This is a genomic window from Inhella proteolytica (assembly GCF_016093275.1).
Taxonomy (GTDB): domain Bacteria; phylum Pseudomonadota; class Gammaproteobacteria; order Burkholderiales; family Burkholderiaceae_C; genus Inhella; species Inhella proteolytica.
The window spans coordinates 132,510-147,235 of record NZ_JAEDAK010000010.1 but is presented as its reverse complement, the minus strand read 5'-3'; the positions used below and the strand labels follow the sequence as shown (position 1 = coordinate 147,235).

Here is a 14,726-nt window from a genome sequence, read left to right as displayed (position 1 = left end):
CCTACCTCATGAAGAAGGAGCGCCGAGGTTCAGGCTTGCAGCACCTGGAAGGCCTCGCGCGTCAGGTTCTCGGGCGCCTGGCCGGGGCCGTTGCACACCACATCGTCTTCGATGCGGATGCCGCCGAAGGGCCGCAGCGCCTCCACGCGCGCCCAGTCCACATGGCCGGCCAGCGGGCCCTGGCGCAGCGCCGTCAGCAGCAGGGGCACGAAGTACAGGCCGGGCTCGATGGTGACGGCCATGCCCTCGCTGAGCACGCGCGTCAGGCGCAGGTAGGGGTGGCCAGCGGGTCGCTCGCGACGTGTGCCGGTGGCGTCGACCTGCAGGCCGGCGACATCGTGCACCTGCAGGCCCAGCAGATGGCCGACGCCATGCGGGAAGAAGTGCGCGCTCAGGCCCTGGGCCACGGCGGCCTCGGCGCTCAGGCCGGAGAGCAGGCGCTGGTCCAGCAGCAGCTGGGCGATGCGGCGATGGGCGCTGAGGTGGATGGCCACATAGTCCGTGCCCTCGCGCACCTCGTCCACCAGGGCGAGCTGCAAGGCCTCCATGCCAGTCAGCAGGGCTGCGAAGTCGTCGCGCGCAGCGCCGGCAGCCGCCTCGGGGTGCAGCCAGCTGCGCGTGATGTCGGCCGCGTAGCCACCACAGGCCGCGCCGGCGTCGATCAGCAGGCTGGTGGCTTGCGCCGGGGGCTGGCTGTCCTGATGCTGCCAATGCAGCACCGCGCCATGGGCGCCGAGGCCCACGATGTTGCCGTAGGGCAGCTCGCGTTCGGCCTGGCCGCTGGCGGTCAGATAGGCGCTGTGGATGTCTGCTTCCGATCCACCGCCCTCGAAGGCGGCACGTGCACCCAGATGGCCCAGGGCGGCACGCCGGCTGGCGCCGCGCATCAGCACGCGCTCGTAAGCGGTCTTGCAGCCGCGCGCGAAGTGCAGCGCGTCCAGCAGGGGCTGCGGGTTCAGGCTCAGCTCGGGCAGTGCAGCGTCGGTCTCGGCGATCTGCGCGCTGCGCGCCGGCGCCAGTTCGCGCAGGCGGGCCAGCAAGGCCTCGGGCTGGCGGAAGGTCTCGATCTCCCAGGCGCTGACCCAGTAGCCGGCCGGGGCAGCGGGCGGGGCATGCCAATAGTCCTCGGGCTGCAGGAACAGCAGGCGCGGGCGCTGGCCCGGCAGCAACACCAGCCAGCTGCCGGGCGCGGCGTGCGTGCCGGTGAGCGGCAGCCAGTGCACGAAATGCGGGTTGGGCTGGAAGTTGTAGGGGCGGTCGTCCAGGAAGGCGAACTTCTCCTGGCCGGCGGCCACCAGCAGGGCATCCAGGCCCTGCGCGCCCAGCGCCTGGGCCAGGCGCTGCTGCAGGGTGGCGAGGTGGGCGGCGTAAAGGGCCGCGAGGTCCGGAGTCGGGGTCATGCCAGCATTTTGGAGGTCTCGGCGAGCAGCCATTCGCGGAACTGGCGGGCCGCGGGCGTCCATTCGCGGCCCAGGCTGCGCGTCAACCAGTAACGCCCCACATCCACCGTGGTGGCAAAGGGCTGCACCAAACGCCCCTGCGCCAGCTCGCGGTGGAACATGCAGGACGGTGCCAGCGCCACGCCGCTGCCCAGCAGGGCCGCCTGCACCATCAGCACCGAGGAATCGAACTGCGGCCCGCGCGCCACCAGCTCGCGCACCCCCGCGGCGCGCGCCCAGGCCGGCCAGTCCTCGCCGCGGTAGGAGCGCAGCAGGGTGCAGCGGCGCAGGTCCTCGGGGCGGCGCAGCTCGGCGGCCTGGGCGGGGCTGCACAGCGGGGCCAGCGGCGCGGCGCACAGGGGCTCGGCCTCGACGCTGCGCCAGGCGCCATCGCCAAAGCGGATGGCGAAATCGAGCGTCTCGATGGCCAGGTCGAGCTTGTTGTTGTGGGTCTGCAGGCGCAGTTCGATGCGCGGGTGGGCGGCGTGGAAACCGGCCAGGCGCTCCAGCAGAAAGCCCTGCGCAAACGTGCCCACCACGGCCACGCCGAGGCGCTCGGCCGGGCCGTCGTCCTGCAGCAGGGCCAGCGCGGCGTCGATCTGCGCGAAGGCCTGCTGCAGCGGTGCGGCCAGCAGCGCGCCCTCGTCGCTGAGCTGCAGGCCGCGAGCGGTGCGCAGGAACAGCGCCTTGCCTACCTGGGCTTCGAGCAGCTTGACCTGCTGGCTGACCGCCGCCTGCGTGACGCACAGCTCCTCGGCCGCGCGGGTCAGGTTCAGGTGGCGCGCGGCGGCCGCAAAGGCATGCAGGGTATTGAGCGAGTAGCGGGGCAGAGACATCAGAAAAACTTGGGGCAGACGCAAGCAGGCATTGTTTGGCAAGAGCAGCCGCACTGGGAAACATGCCGCCCTCTCCGACCTCACGCCAAGACCTTCTATGCCAAACCTCTCCCGCCGCCACCTGCTGGCCCTGGCCGCCGCCCTGCCCCTGCCAGCCCTTGCGCTGAGCAGCCCGGAGCTGAGCCAGGCCCTGGCCGCCCTGGAAGCCCGCGCCGGCGGCCGCCTGGGCGTGGCCGTGCTGGACAGCGGCAGCGGCGCCCAGGCCGGCCACCGCGCTAACGAGCGCTTCGGCCTGTGCTCCACCTTCAAGCTGCTGCTGGCCGGCGCGGTGCTGCAGAGAATCGACGCCGGCCGCTGGCCGGCCGAGCGCGCCATCCGCTTCGGCAAGGCAGATCTGGTCTCGCATGCGCCGGTGGTGCGCGCCCATCTGGCCCAGGGCCGGCTCAGCGCCGTGGAACTGGCCGAGGCCACCCAGACCACCAGCGACAACGCCGCCGCCAACCTGCTGCTGCGCGAACTGTTCGGAGGCCCGAGCGGCCTGACCGACTGGCTGCGCGAGCGCGGCGACACGGTGACGCGCCTGGACCGCTGGGAGCCCGAGATGAGCCGCCTGCCGCCGGGCGAGCTGCGCGACACCAGCACGCCCGCCGCCATCGCGGCCAGCGCCGCCCGGCTGCTGACAGGCGATTGGCTGCAAGCCGCGAGCCGCACGCGCCTGATCGCCTGGATGGAAGCCACGCAGACCGGCACGTACCGCCTGCGCGCGGGTCTGCCCAAGGGCTGGCGCGCAGGCGACAAGACCGGCACCGGCCTGCACCCCAGCATGCAGGACCTCACCAACGATGTGGCCATCGTCTGGCCCGGCCCGGACCGCGCGCCCTGGCTGATCGCCGCCTACTACGAAGGCCCCCGCCGCAGCCGCGACATCCAGGCCGCCGATGAGGCCGTGCTGGCGGAGGTGGGACGGCTGGTCGGCCGGTGGCAGCCCGGCTGAGCGCCCAGCCCGGCGCGCTGGCCAGCGGGGTTCACCCTAGCAGGCAGAAGGCAGGCCGCTGGGCTAGGCTGGCTCGCCCCTGCTGCTCATTGGCCTCTCCCCCTCAGGAGGACGCGATGCATCCGCTAGCCCGCCGGTCTCTCGTGCTTGGAAGCCTGCTCTTGGGTGGGGCACCTCCGCTGCTGGCGGCAGAACTGACGGATTGGCTGAAGTTCGATGCCTTCGGCACCCTGGCCGCCTACCAGGGTGACGACCCGGTGGCCGGCGCCCGCGCCGACCAGCGCACCGCGCGCTACACGAGCAACAAGGACTGGCGCTTCGACGGCGACAGCCAGCTCACCACGCAGTTCACCGTCAACGCACCGGGGCCGGTGCGCGGCGTGCTGCAGCTGCTCAGCAAGGACGACGTGATCGACCGCTTCCGCCCGCGCGTGGAGTGGCTCTACCTCGGCTGGGACGCCAGCCCCGACCTCAGCCTGAAGCTGGGCCGGGTGGTGGCGCCGGTGTTCCTGCTGTCCGACACCCGCAACATCGGCTTCGCGCAGATCGCCGTCCGCCCGAACCAGACGGTCTACCAGGTCAACCCCATCACCAGCATCGATGGCGCCAACCTGAACTGGTCGAAATCCCTGGGCGGCGGCAACCTGGCGATTGAAGCCGCGGCGGGCAAGACGGACCTGAGCCTGACCAACGGCAGCATCCAGGTCAATCGCACGGCCTCGCTGGCCGCGCGCTGGCAGCAAGGGGCGCTGACCTTGCGTGGCGGCCTCACCACTTTCGCGTTGGACGGCAACCTGCCCGCCACCCAGGCGGCGCTCAACACCCTGTCCTCCGGCGCCACAGGCTGCACCAACTGCGCGGCCGTGTTCGCCCAGCGCTTCCGCTTCAAGGACATCAAGGGCGACATCGCCACGCTGGCCATGGCCGCGGAGCTGGGCAGCGCCACGCTGCAGGCGGAATGGGCGCGGCGCAACTCCAACAGCACGCTGATCCCGGATGTGCAGGGCTGGTACCTGCAGGGCAGCTACCGCATCGGCAGCTGGACACCCTATGCCGCCGCCGGCGCGCTGCGCTTCAAGGAGCCGGCGCTGGGCCTGCTCACGGCCGCCGCAGCCCCACCGGCCGCGGCTGCCGCGAACGCCGCCTTCGACCACTACCTGATCAACCCGAACGACCGCAAGACCCAGCAGTTCGGTCTGCGCTGGGACTTCCACGAGAGCGCTGCGCTGAAAGTGCAGATCGAGCGCATCAAGCAAAACCGCCCGCCCTTCCTCGGCATCAATGGGGTGGTCTACAGCCCCAACCTGCCCCCCATCAACCCGGCCTACCGTGGCCCCAGCTGGGACGGCCGGATGAATGTGCTGTCGGTCAATCTGGACTTCGTGTTCTAGCGCGGGAGGCCCCATGAACACGCGTGCATTGCTGTTGCTGCTGGGCATGGCCTCGGCGCAGGCCGAGGTGGTGGTGGTCGTCTCGGCCAAGAGCCCGGTGGCCAAACTGGAAAAGGCCCAGGTGGTGGACCTGTACCTGGGCGTGAGCAAGGAGCTGCCCGGTGCCGGCCAGGCCCAGTTGCTGGCCGCCGCACCGCCGCTGCGCGACGAGTTTTACGGCAAGGTGCTGGGCAAGGAGCCCTCGCAGGTCAAGGCGATCTGGTCGCGCCTGATCTTCAGCGGCAAGGGTGTGGCGCCCAAGGAGCTGGGCAGCGCGGCGGACATCAAGTCGGCCCTGGCCGGCAATCCCAACGCCGTGGCCTATCTGGACAAGGCCGATGTCGACGCCAGCGTGAAGGTGGTCTTCTCGCCTTGAGCGCAGCCGCGCGCCGCTGGCTGCTCTGGGCCGCGCTCAGCCTGGCCGCGCTGGCCGCAGTGGTATGGGCCAGCCGCGCACTCACTCAGGCCGCGCGCGAGCGCTGGCTGATCGAAATGCAGGCCGCCAGCCAGCGGCCGCAGCAATTCGTGCTGAATTGGTTGGAACTGCGCCGCCAGCTGCTGCGCGCGCTGGTACTGCAATCGCGCGGCCAAGGCTGGACGGACGGCCAGACCTTCCAGATCGACCTCGCCGCCGTCAGCCAGGACAGCGACGGCGAAATCGCCCTGGCCGCCGCCGCCGCCCGGGTGGATGCCCAGGGCCAGTTGCAGCCGCTGGCCGGCATGGGCCTGCAGATGCAGGATTGGCACGAGCTGGAGCGCCGCGGCGTGCCCGCCCAACCCCGCGAACAGCTGGGCGCGCCGATGCCGGACGGACGCATTCCTTTGGCACGTCCGCTGGCCGGCGATCAGTGGGTTTGGCTGCTGCTGGATGTGCCAGGGCTGATCCAGCAATTGCAGGGTCTGGACTGGCCCGCCGGGCTGCATCTGCGCCTGCAGCTGGTTGACCTGAATGGACGCCTGCATCCGGTCACCGAGACCGGCCCACCGCCCGCGCTGGCGCAGCAGTTCCGCCGCGAGGAGGCCAGCGTGCCCGGCGGCTGGCGCTTCGACTGGAGCGTGGACCTGAGGCACAGCCCGGTCACGCCCTGGCAGGCTAATCTGCTGACGTTGGCCGCGCTGGCGGTGGTGCTCGGCCTCAGCGGCCTGGCAGCCCTGCTGCTGCGCCAGACGCAACGCCTGCAAATCCTCAATCAGGCCCTGCAGCGCCGCCATGCAGACCTGGAGGCCGCGCTGCAGGAACGGCGCGCCGCGCTGCTGCAGCTGGCCGAGCAGCAGCGCCAGCAGCTGGAGCGCAGCTATGCCCTGCTGGCCCTGCCGGCGGATGCCCAGGCCGAAACCCCGCAGGGTTTTGCCCTGGGCGCGCTGCTGCAAGAGCTGCTGCAGGAGCTGGGGCCGCAGGCGCGCGCGCTCGAATGCCTGCTGAGCTATGAGCCCGGCGCAGAACTCAAGCTCCAGGGGCCGCGCCAGGCCCTTCACAGCGCCCTGCGCCTGCTGCTGCAGCAGGCCCTGAGCGAGCGCCTGGCGCACCGCCTGGGCGCCGAACTGCATCTGGGCTTTCGCCTGCAGGGCAGCGAGACGGTGCTGCTGTGGATCGAGGACAACGCCCCACCCCTGGATGCCCAGGCCCGCCAGCGCCTGTTCGAGCCCTGGCTTGCGGCCGATGCGCCCGATGGCCATGCCCAGGCCCATCTGGCGGTGCGCCTGCTCAGCGGCCTGTGGGCCGCCCAGCTTCGCTACGTGAACCGGCCGAACGGCAACCGGCTGGAGCTGCTGCTGCCTCTCCAGCCCGGACCAGGCTGAATCTCAGGGCCAGACCGGCCCGAGATCGGTCAGGATGGCATCCAGCGGCCGGTCTTCAGGGCGCGCCTGCAGGCCGGGCACGTAGCTGACGCCATAGGCCAGCCCGCAGGTCACGGGGTGCGGCTCGCGCTGGCGCAGGGTGCGGTCCACGAAGCCGCCGCCATAGCCCACGCGCATGCCGCCGGCGCCGTAGCCCAGGCAGGGCACCAGGATCAGCTCGGGCTCGAAGGCCTCGGTGTCCTTGGGCTTGAGGATGCCGAAGGCGTCCTCTTCCATCGGGCAGCCGGGGTACCAGACGTGGTAGCTGAGCAAGCCGGTGTCGCGGTGCTTCACCGGCAGGCCGATGCGGCGCTCGGGGTGGTCCTCGCTCCAGCGGTAAAGCGATGGCAGCGGGTCGAACTCGCCCTTGATCGGCCAGTAGGCGCCGATGCGCTGCTCGCGCCGCTGCAGCAGCCAGACGCGCAGCACCTCCTGCAGGGCCTGGGAACGCGGGTGGCGGTCCGGCAGCTCCTGGCGCAGTTCAATCAACACATCGCGCAGCGCGCGGCGCGGATCCTCGGCAACAGAATCGGGCTTCATGCCCCCATTGTGCTGAGCCCCATGAGCAAACTGCGCCCCGCCGACGACGAACCCTTCGTGGCCCATTGCCGCGAGCTGCTGGCGCCGCTGGGCCCGGTGCGCAGCCGGCGCATGTTCGGCGCCGTCGGCCTGTATGTGGACGGGCTCTTCATCGCCCTGATCGAGGACGAAGTGCTGTACCTAAAGGGGCATGCGAGCCACCAGCCCGCCTTCGAGGCTGCCGGCTGCCGCCGCTTCGAGTACCCGATGAAGGACGGCCGCCGGGCCCACCTGAACTACTGGAGCACGCCCGAGACCGCGATGGAATCGCCCGCCGAGATGCGGCCCTGGGCGCTGCGCGCCATCGATGCCGCGCTGAAGAAAAACTCTAAATAGAGCCCTCGTTCTCGATCACCAGCACATGGGCCGCACCGATCGGGTGGGCCACATGCTCGCAGCCCTCGCGCACATGGAAGAGATCACCGGCGCGCAGCAGATGGCGTTGCTCCACGCCCTGCTCGCGCACCCGCATCTCCACCTCGCCCTGCAGCACGGCAAAGACCTCTTCGCCCTCGTTGACGTGCCAGCGGTAGGGCTGGTCCGTCCAGTGCAGGCGCACGCTCACGCCGTTCATGGCCGCGATGTCCTGCGCCGCCCAGGCGCGCGTGCCGCGGAATTCGCCCGATCGGATCACCGTCATGCTGCCAACTCCTCGTTGAGCTCGAAGCGGGCATCGGCAAAGGCCTCCACCACCACCTCCTGGCCCTGCGGCAGGCGCAGGCGGTCGCCGGCCTGCAGCACCCAGTCCTGCGAAGGTGCGTCCAGCTCGCCATTGGTCGTCAACCAGAGACGGCCGCTGCAGACCTGCAGGGTCTCGGCGCGGCGCAGCGGGTGGCGCAGCACCTGGCCGGTGCGCAGCTGCCAAACATTGGGATAGGCATTCGCTTGATTCATCATTTGGCACTCCTTGTGTTGGCCATGGATGCAATTCTTCCCAGGCAGGCCGCGCCGGTCCAATCACATCGAAGCGCCGGATTGATAAGCTTTGAGCATGAATAACAGCATCCGGCCCCGCATCCCCACCCGCCCGCTGGCGGTCGGCCATCTGCGCGCCTTCGAAGCCGTGGCGCGCCTGCTGAACTTCAGCGCCGCGGCCCAGGAGCTGGCGCTGACGCAACCGGCCATCAGCCGGCAGATCAAGGCGCTCGAAGAGGAACTGGGCCTGCCACTGTTCCAGCGCGGCACGCGCCGCGTGGAGCTGACTCACGCCGGCGCCCAGCTGCTGACGGTGGTGGCGCCCCAGCTGGTGGAGCTGGACCGGCGCGTGCGCCAGTTGCGTGCCGATGCCGGCCGTCAGGTCATCAACCTGACCACCTTCGCCTCCTTCGCCAGCCTGTGGCTGCTGCCCCGCCTGGAATCCTTCCAGCAGGCGCACCCGGCGGTGGACATCCGCATCTCCGCCAGCGACGGCGTGCAGGACCTGGACGCCAGCGGCTTCGACGTGGCGCTGAGCTACCACCTCAGCCCGCCGCCCGGCGAAGGCGTGGAGCGCCTGTTCGGCGAGGTGCTGGCCCCCGTGCACGGCCCGGCGCGGCAGGCCCGCATCGATGCCGGCGAGCTGCCCCCCTTGCACCGCCCGGCCGACCTGGCCGAGCACACCCTGGCGGAAGAAGACGACAACCGCCCCACCAGCCAGCTCACCCACTGGCGCCCCTGGTTCGAGGCGCAGGGCCTGGGCGACCTGCAACCGCGCCGCTGGCTGCTGCTGAACTACACCCACCAGCAGGTGCAGGCCACGCTGGCCGGCAATGCGCTCACGCTGGCACGCCTGCCGCTGGTTTACGACCAGCTGGAGCGTGGCGAGCTGATCGAAACCTTCGGCCCCGCGCGCCGCCACCGCACGCCCAGCAGCTACTGGATGCGCCTGGCACGCAGCGCCACCCAGCGCCCCGAGGTGCTGCAGTTCTGCGAGTGGCTGCGCGAACAGGCGGCGCAGACCCGCGCCGCGCTCAGCGTGTGATTCAGGGCGCCAGGTGCCTGGAGAAGAAGGCCTCCAGCCGGTTCGCAAAGTCCAGCTGGGTGTCCTTGCGGCCCCAGCCATGCGCCTCGTCTTTGTAGACCACCCACTCGGGCTCCTGGCCAGCGGCACGCAGGGCCTCCCGCAGGCGCTCGCCATGCGCCAGCGGCACGCGCCGGTCCTGCTCGCCATAGGCCAGCAGCAGGGGCTGCTTCAGGCGCCCAGCCTGCAGCACTGGAGACGTGGCCTGGAGCTGCGCGGCGTGCTTCTCCGGGTCGCCGACCCGGCGCGTGAGCAATTGCTCGCGCACCAGCGGACTGGTGTCGGCAGACACCCAGAAGGAGCCCTTCAGTAGCAGGTCCAGGTCGCTGAGCGCCGCCCAGGCGACGCCACAGCGGTACAGCTCGGGGTGGCGGATCAGGCCCATCAAGGCGCTGTAGCCCCCGTAGCTGCCACCGGCAATGCAAGCCTGCGCACCAGCAAGCTTCTGGCCCTGGGCCCAGCGCAAGGCATCGGCCACATCGTTCTGCATCGCCAGCCCCCATTGGCGAAAGCCCGCGCGGAAATGCGCATCGCCAAAGCCGGTGCTGCCGCGGAACTCGGGCTCGATCACCAGCCAGCCGCGCGAGGCCAGGAACTGGCTCAGGGGCTCCCATTCCCATTGGCGCCCGCGCACCCAGGGGCCGCCGTGTACGAGCACGACTGCCGGGTGCGGGCCCGTGCCGGCCGGGTGCGTCAGCCACACCGGCACGCTGAATCCATCGCGCGCCGGCACCCGGTGCAGGCTGACGCGCGCCATCTGGCCCGGCTCGATGCCGGGTTGGCGCCGCGCCAAGCCTTGCCAGCGGTCCTCGGCCGGGTGGTAGAGCCAGAACTGGCCGGCATCGCGGTCCGAGGCCGTGCGCACCAGCACCACGGCGTCCTGGGCCTCGCAGCGTCGGCAGTCGATGCGATTGATCTGCCCCGGGAAGCGCTGGTCGGCCTTGTCCTGCCAAGCCTGACGACGCGCATCCAGCCAAAGGCTGCGCTCGGCATCCGCGACAAAGCGCAGACCGACCAGCCGCCCGCCCTCCAGCACCGGGTTGGCTGCCACGTCAAACCCTTCAACCCGCAGAAGCGGTGGGCTCTGCACCTGCTTGCGCTCGAAGTCGTAGCGGCTCAGCACGGCTTCGAGCCCCAGCCCTTCCGGATGGTGGACATAGAGCTGGCCCTGGTCGTCAACAAAGCGCGGTGTCAGCGGCACTTCGCCTACTGCACCTTCGCTCAGCTGACGCCACTCGCTCTCACCCGGGGCACGCGCGAACACGCGCTGATGCAACCCGTCCTGCGTGACCAGCGCGCGCGCCTGGCCTCGGCTGTCGAACAGCCACTGGGCGGCCGGACCTGGCGCATCGACCTCGTAATGGCGGGTGCTGCCTGTGCGCACGTTCAGCCACAGCGGCTGCAGGCCCTTGGCGTCCCAACGGCCAATCACGACCTCATCGCCACCCCCCTCCGGCACCTTCAGCAGCTCATGCCGGAAATCGAGCGCGCTCTGCCGGTTCATGCTGCGCGACTCCACCGGCCGCCATGAACGGCGCTGGATCAGCTCACGCGGCTTGGCGCCCTCCAGACCCACCGAGAAGAGCCCCGGGGCCTCGCGCTGCGCCCAGTAGCTGCCGGCATCCATGTCCCAGACGGAGAACACCAGGCGCTCGTCGTTCACCCACTGGAAGCGCTGAACGTCGACCTCCTTGAACTGCGCCAATGCCTGCGCGCTGCCGCCCGCGCGCAGATCGAGCACATACAAACCTTGCCGCTCCTGCCGCCGGCCAGCCAGGAAGGCCAGGTAGCGCCCCGAGGGGGAGAGTGCCGCGTCCTGCATGGCCGGGCGCTCGAAGAAGCGCTCCGCCGGCACGGCCGCCTGGGCCTGCGTCTGCTCCTGTGCGACCAGCTGGCCGGAAAGGCCCATGAAGGCGCACCACAGCGCCAGCAATCGAAATCCGTTCATGGCGCCAGCAACTCCCGTTCCGTCAAGATCACCGCGAGCGGCAGGTCATGCGCCGCGGGCGCGAATTCGCATTCCCCCACGCTCCAGGCCAAACCCACGGCCGTCACGCCCGGATTGGCGGCCAGCCAGCGGTCGAAGTAGCCGCCGCCATAGCCCAACCGGTAGCCAGTCCGGGTGAAACCCAGGCAGGGCACCAGCACCACGTCGGGCTCCACCGGCGCGCCGCTGCTGCAGGGGATGCCCATCTCGTCCTGTGCGCTGGGCGTGCGGCCATCCCAGCGACGGTAGTGCATCTTTCGGCCTTCACGCAGGGCATAGGGCAAGGCCAACTGCACCCCGGGCAGGGCCTGGTGGGCCCAGAAGGCCGGGGCGTCGAACTCGCCGTCGAGCGGCCAGTACAGGCCCAGGCAAAAGGGTTCCAGCTGCTGCAGCAGCTGGCGCAACGGCTCGTTCAGGGCCTGGGCCGCGGCGGCGCCGGCGGGGCTGGCCAGCCAACTGCTGCGGCGCGCCTTCAGTTCGCGGCGCAGCGCCTGGCGCTCGGGGGCGGGGTTCTGGTGTTCAATGGCGTCCATGCGATTTTGGAAGTACTTGACTCTGTTGCCATTCTTCCTCGCCAGCGCGCAAGCGCAGCCGGCCGAGGACCTATTGATGAACCAGGCGCGCGAAGCCTGGCGCAAGCGCGATGTGGCCGCCCTGAACCGCCTGGCCGAACAGGCCCAGCAGCAGCAGCACCTGCTGGCCCCCTGGGTGGACTATTGGCGCCAGTTCGCCCGCCTGCCCGCTGCCCAGGTGCCGGAGCTGGAGGCCTTCTACCAGCGCTGGCCCGGCAGCTATGTAGAAGACCGGCTGCGCAACGACTGGCTGCTGGAGCTGGGCCGGCGCCAGGACTGGCCGGCCTTCGCCGCCGATTACCCGCGATTTCGCATGGACGACGACCGCGACGTCCACTGCCACGCGCTGCGCGCCGAGCGTGCGCTGGGCCGGCCGCTGAAGGAAGGCGCCGACGCCAAGCCCTTCAAGGAGCGCGCGCTGGCCGCCTGGCTGGCCCAGCGCGAGGCCGATGAGGCCTGCCACGCGCTCGCCAAGGATCTGCTCGAAGCCAAGGTCTTTGGCGCGGACGAGTTGCGCCGCAAGCTCAACGCCAGCGCCGAGACCGGGCGCGGCAAGGCCTTCACGCAGACCCTGGAGCTGCTGCGCAAGCCCGAGGCCAAGATGCTGCAGGGCGCCTACGACGACCCGGCGCGGCATCTGCGCTTGAAGCCGGTGGTGAGCGGGCGCTGGCAGCAGGAGGCCGCCGCCGTGGCCCTGGTGCGCCTGGCCGCCAGCAACCCGGAAGGCGCGCGCGACCACCTGGAAGGCCGCTGGGCCAAGGCCCTGGCGCCCGCGTTGGCGCAATGGGCCTGGGCCCAGGGCGGTCGCCAGGCCGCGCTGCGCCAGCAGGAGGACGCGGCCGACTGGTTCCGCCGCGCCCTGGCGCTGAAAGCGTCGGCCAGTGAGTGGAGCGAGGAGACCCTGGCCTGGGCCGCACGCGCGGCCCTGCGCGCCAAGGGCGGCGCAGGCGACTGGGAGCTGCTGCGCCAGGTGGTGCAGGCCATGCCCGAAGCCCAGCGCCAAGACCCCGCCTGGGCCTACTGGCATGCCCAGGCCCGCTACCGCGCCGCACCCGAGGGCGAGGCTGGCGAACCCGCACGCCGCGAAGCCCGCGCCACCCTGGTCAAGCTGGCCGCGCCGCTGCACTTCTACGGCCAGCTCGCGGCCGAGGAAATGGGCCTGCGCCTGGCGCTGCCGGCGGCGCCAGCCGCGCTGAGCCCGGCCGAGCGCCAAGCCGCCGCCCAGCACCCCGGCCTGACGCGCGCGCTGCGCCTGATCGAGCTGGGAATGCGCGGCGAGGGCGTGCGTGAATGGAACTTCAGCCTGCGCGGCATGGCCGAGCGTGAGCTGCTGGCCGCCGCGCAGCGCGCCTGCGAAGCCCAGGTCTGGGACCGCTGCATCAACACGAGCGAAAAGACCACGCAGCAGATCGACCTGGCGCAGCGCTACCCCATGCCCTTTCGCGAGCAGCTGGTGGAACGCGCACGCGCCGCCGGGCTGCACCCGGCCGACCCCTACGGCCTGATCCGCCAGGAGTCGCGCTTCATCCAGGATGCGCGCAGCGGCGTGGGCGCCAGCGGCCTGATGCAGCTGATGCCCGCCACCGCCAAGTGGACGGCGCGCAAGCTCGGCCTGGCCTACAACCCGCAGCGCATCAACGACATGGACATGAACCTGCGCTTAGGCATGGGCTACTTGCGCATGGTGCTGGACGACTTCGGCGGCGCCCTGCCCTTGGCGGCGGCGGCCTATAACGCCGGCCCCGGCCGGCCGCGCCGCTGGCGTGAGGGCGGCGAGCTCGATGCCGCCGCCTGGGCCGAATCGATCCCCTTCAGCGAGACGCGCGACTATGTGAAGAAGGTGCTGGCCAATGCCACCGTCTACGCCCGGCTGATGGGCGAGCCGCAGGCCAGCCTGCGCGAACGTCTGGGCCAGCGCATCGGGCCGCGGCCCACTACCGCCCCAACTTCCAATCAGGATCTGCCATGAAAGTCTTGGTCCTCGGTGGCAGCGGCTTCATCGGCCGCGCCCTCTGCGAAGAGCTGCAACGTGCGGGCCACAGCGCCACCGTGCCCACGCGGCGCGACCGCCAATGGCGCGGCCTGGCCCCCTTGCCGGCCGTCACCGTCATCAAGGGAGATGTGCTGGGCGAAGCCGGCTTGCTGGAGCGCCTGCTGCCCGGGCACGATGCCGTCGTCAACCTGATCGCCATCCTGCAGGGCAGCGCGGCCGATTTCGAGCGTGTGCAGGTGCAATGGCCGCACCGCCTGGGCAAGGCCTGTCTGAGCGGCGGCGTGCCACGCCTGCTCCACGTCAGCGCCCTGGGCGTGGAGGGCGATGAGCGCAGCGGCTCGCTCTACCTGCACGCCAAGGCGCGCGGCGAAGCCACCTTGCGCGCCATGGAAGGCCTCAAGCTCACCGTGTTGCGGCCCTCGGTGGTGTTCGGCGCGCACGACAGCTTTCTCAACTTGTTCGCCAGCCTGCAACGCGTGCTGCCCTTGATGCTGCTGGGCGGCGCGGATGCCAAGCTGCAGCCCGTCTGGGTGGGCGACGTGGCCGCCGCGCTGCGCCGTTGCCTGGAGTGGGACGAGACCATCGGCCACAGCTACGAGCTGGCCGGGCCCGAGGTCAAGACCCTGCGCGAACTGGTGCGCTACGCCGGCCAGCTGGCCGGCTGCGCCCGCCCCATCCTGCCCCTGCCCGGCCCGCTGGCGATGCTGCAGGCGGCCTTGTTCGAGCTGCTGCCCGGCGGCCTGCTGAGCCGCGACAACCTGCGCTCGCTGCAGGTGCCGAACGTGGCCAGCGGCCACCTGCCGGGCTTGCGCGAGCTGGGCCTGCAGGCGCACAGCCTGGGCGCCATCGTGCCCGGCTACCTGGCGCCCGGCCAGGCCGAGGCCCGGCTGGACGACTTGCGCGCACGGAGGTAGGGCCACCCCCGAAGCGGCTCCGCCGCCTCCCCCTCAAGGGGGCGCCACCAGCGGCCCGGCGGAGCCGGATCCGCGGTGGCACTTGATCCGAGCCGCGCCGCGCCGCGCCGCGCCGGAGCAAAGACTGAACCCAAATCGACGGAA

The 14,726-nt window shown here is 71.1% G+C and carries 15 protein-coding genes; 8 read left to right on the top strand and 7 right to left on the bottom strand.

The window, feature by feature from the left end; translation table 11 throughout:
* Nucleotides 1–29 precede the first annotated feature (29 nt).
* Both pepQ and I7X39_RS15180 read right to left on the bottom strand, forming a co-directional pair.
* Nucleotides 30–1,400, bottom strand: a complete 1,371-nt coding sequence (gene pepQ / locus I7X39_RS15185; RefSeq protein WP_198112001.1) for a Xaa-Pro dipeptidase — start codon at nt 1,398–1,400, stop codon at nt 30–32.
* A complete protein-coding gene (locus I7X39_RS15180) occupies nt 1,397–2,275 on the bottom strand; it encodes a LysR family transcriptional regulator (protein WP_198112000.1) in 879 nt (292 codons plus the stop codon). Before I7X39_RS15180 ends, pepQ begins: the two co-directional genes overlap by 4 nt.
* A 97-nt stretch (nt 2,276–2,372) precedes the next feature.
* Between I7X39_RS15180 and bla the strand changes: the two genes are divergently transcribed.
* The 4 genes from bla (at nt 2,373) to I7X39_RS15160 (ending at nt 6,499) form a co-directional block, all read left to right on the top strand.
* Nucleotides 2,373–3,269, top strand: a complete 897-nt coding sequence (bla, locus tag I7X39_RS15175; protein ID WP_198111999.1) for a class A beta-lactamase — start codon at nt 2,373–2,375, stop codon at nt 3,267–3,269.
* Between the two features lie 161 nt (nt 3,270–3,430).
* Nucleotides 3,431–4,660: a hypothetical protein gene (locus I7X39_RS15170; RefSeq protein WP_198111998.1), complete on the top strand. Its 1,230-nt coding sequence runs from the start codon at nt 3,431–3,433 to the stop codon at nt 4,658–4,660.
* 13 nt (nt 4,661–4,673) lie between these two features.
* A complete protein-coding gene (locus I7X39_RS15165) occupies nt 4,674–5,075 on the top strand; it encodes a phosphate ABC transporter substrate-binding protein (protein WP_198111997.1) in 402 nt (133 codons plus the stop codon).
* Nucleotides 5,072–6,499, top strand: a complete 1,428-nt coding sequence (locus I7X39_RS15160) for a hypothetical protein (RefSeq protein WP_198111996.1) — start codon at nt 5,072–5,074, stop codon at nt 6,497–6,499. Before I7X39_RS15165 ends, I7X39_RS15160 begins: the two co-directional genes overlap by 4 nt.
* A gap of 3 nt (nt 6,500–6,502) precedes the next feature.
* Here the strand turns inward: I7X39_RS15160 and I7X39_RS15155 are convergent, their stop codons facing one another.
* A complete protein-coding gene (locus tag I7X39_RS15155) occupies nt 6,503–7,078 on the bottom strand; it encodes a 5-formyltetrahydrofolate cyclo-ligase (RefSeq protein ID WP_198111995.1) in 576 nt (191 codons plus the stop codon).
* 21 nt (nt 7,079–7,099) lie between these two features.
* Here I7X39_RS15155 and I7X39_RS15150 point away from each other — a divergent pair, with 21 nt between their 5' ends.
* Nucleotides 7,100–7,453 (top strand): TfoX/Sxy family protein, encoded by a 354-nt coding sequence (locus I7X39_RS15150; RefSeq protein WP_198111994.1) that lies wholly within the window; start codon nt 7,100–7,102, stop codon nt 7,451–7,453.
* Here I7X39_RS15150 and I7X39_RS15145 read toward each other — a convergent pair.
* Together I7X39_RS15145 and I7X39_RS15140 are read right to left on the bottom strand one after the other, a co-directional pair.
* On the bottom strand, nt 7,446–7,757 hold the full coding sequence (locus tag I7X39_RS15145; RefSeq protein ID WP_198111993.1) for a cupin domain-containing protein: 312 nt from the start codon (nt 7,755–7,757) through the stop codon (nt 7,446–7,448). The genes I7X39_RS15150 and I7X39_RS15145 overlap by 8 nt on opposite strands.
* Entirely contained in the window at nt 7,754–8,014 is a 261-nt protein-coding gene (locus I7X39_RS15140; RefSeq protein ID WP_198111992.1) for a DUF2917 domain-containing protein, read from the bottom strand. Before I7X39_RS15140 ends, I7X39_RS15145 begins: the two co-directional genes overlap by 4 nt.
* A 94-nt stretch (nt 8,015–8,108) precedes the next feature.
* Here I7X39_RS15140 and I7X39_RS15135 point away from each other — a divergent pair, with 94 nt between their 5' ends.
* Nucleotides 8,109–9,077, top strand: a complete 969-nt coding sequence (locus tag I7X39_RS15135) for a LysR family transcriptional regulator (RefSeq protein ID WP_198111991.1) — start codon at nt 8,109–8,111, stop codon at nt 9,075–9,077.
* Nucleotide 9,078: 1 nt separating this feature from the next.
* Here the strand turns inward: I7X39_RS15135 and I7X39_RS15130 are convergent, their stop codons facing one another.
* Nucleotides 9,079–11,064 (bottom strand): alpha/beta hydrolase family protein, encoded by a 1,986-nt coding sequence (locus I7X39_RS15130; RefSeq protein WP_198111990.1) that lies wholly within the window; start codon nt 11,062–11,064, stop codon nt 9,079–9,081.
* Nucleotides 11,061–11,636 carry a 5-formyltetrahydrofolate cyclo-ligase gene (locus I7X39_RS15125; RefSeq protein ID WP_198111989.1) on the bottom strand — a complete coding sequence of 192 codons (576 nt, stop codon included), beginning with the start codon at nt 11,634–11,636 and terminating at the stop codon, nt 11,061–11,063. The genes I7X39_RS15130 and I7X39_RS15125 overlap by 4 nt, the downstream gene beginning before the upstream one ends.
* On the opposite strand from I7X39_RS15125, the gene I7X39_RS15120 reads away from it, so the two are divergent.
* Together I7X39_RS15120 and I7X39_RS15115 are read left to right on the top strand one after the other, a co-directional pair.
* Nucleotides 11,635–13,644 (top strand): lytic transglycosylase domain-containing protein, encoded by a 2,010-nt coding sequence (locus tag I7X39_RS15120; RefSeq protein ID WP_198111988.1) that lies wholly within the window; start codon nt 11,635–11,637, stop codon nt 13,642–13,644. The genes I7X39_RS15125 and I7X39_RS15120 overlap by 2 nt on opposite strands.
* The gene (locus I7X39_RS15115; RefSeq protein ID WP_198111987.1) at nt 13,641–14,582 is read left to right on the top strand and encodes a complex I NDUFA9 subunit family protein; all 942 of its coding nucleotides are present in this window, start codon (nt 13,641–13,643) and stop codon (nt 14,580–14,582) included. Before I7X39_RS15120 ends, I7X39_RS15115 begins: the two co-directional genes overlap by 4 nt.
* The last annotated feature ends 144 nt before the right edge of the window (nt 14,583–14,726 follow it).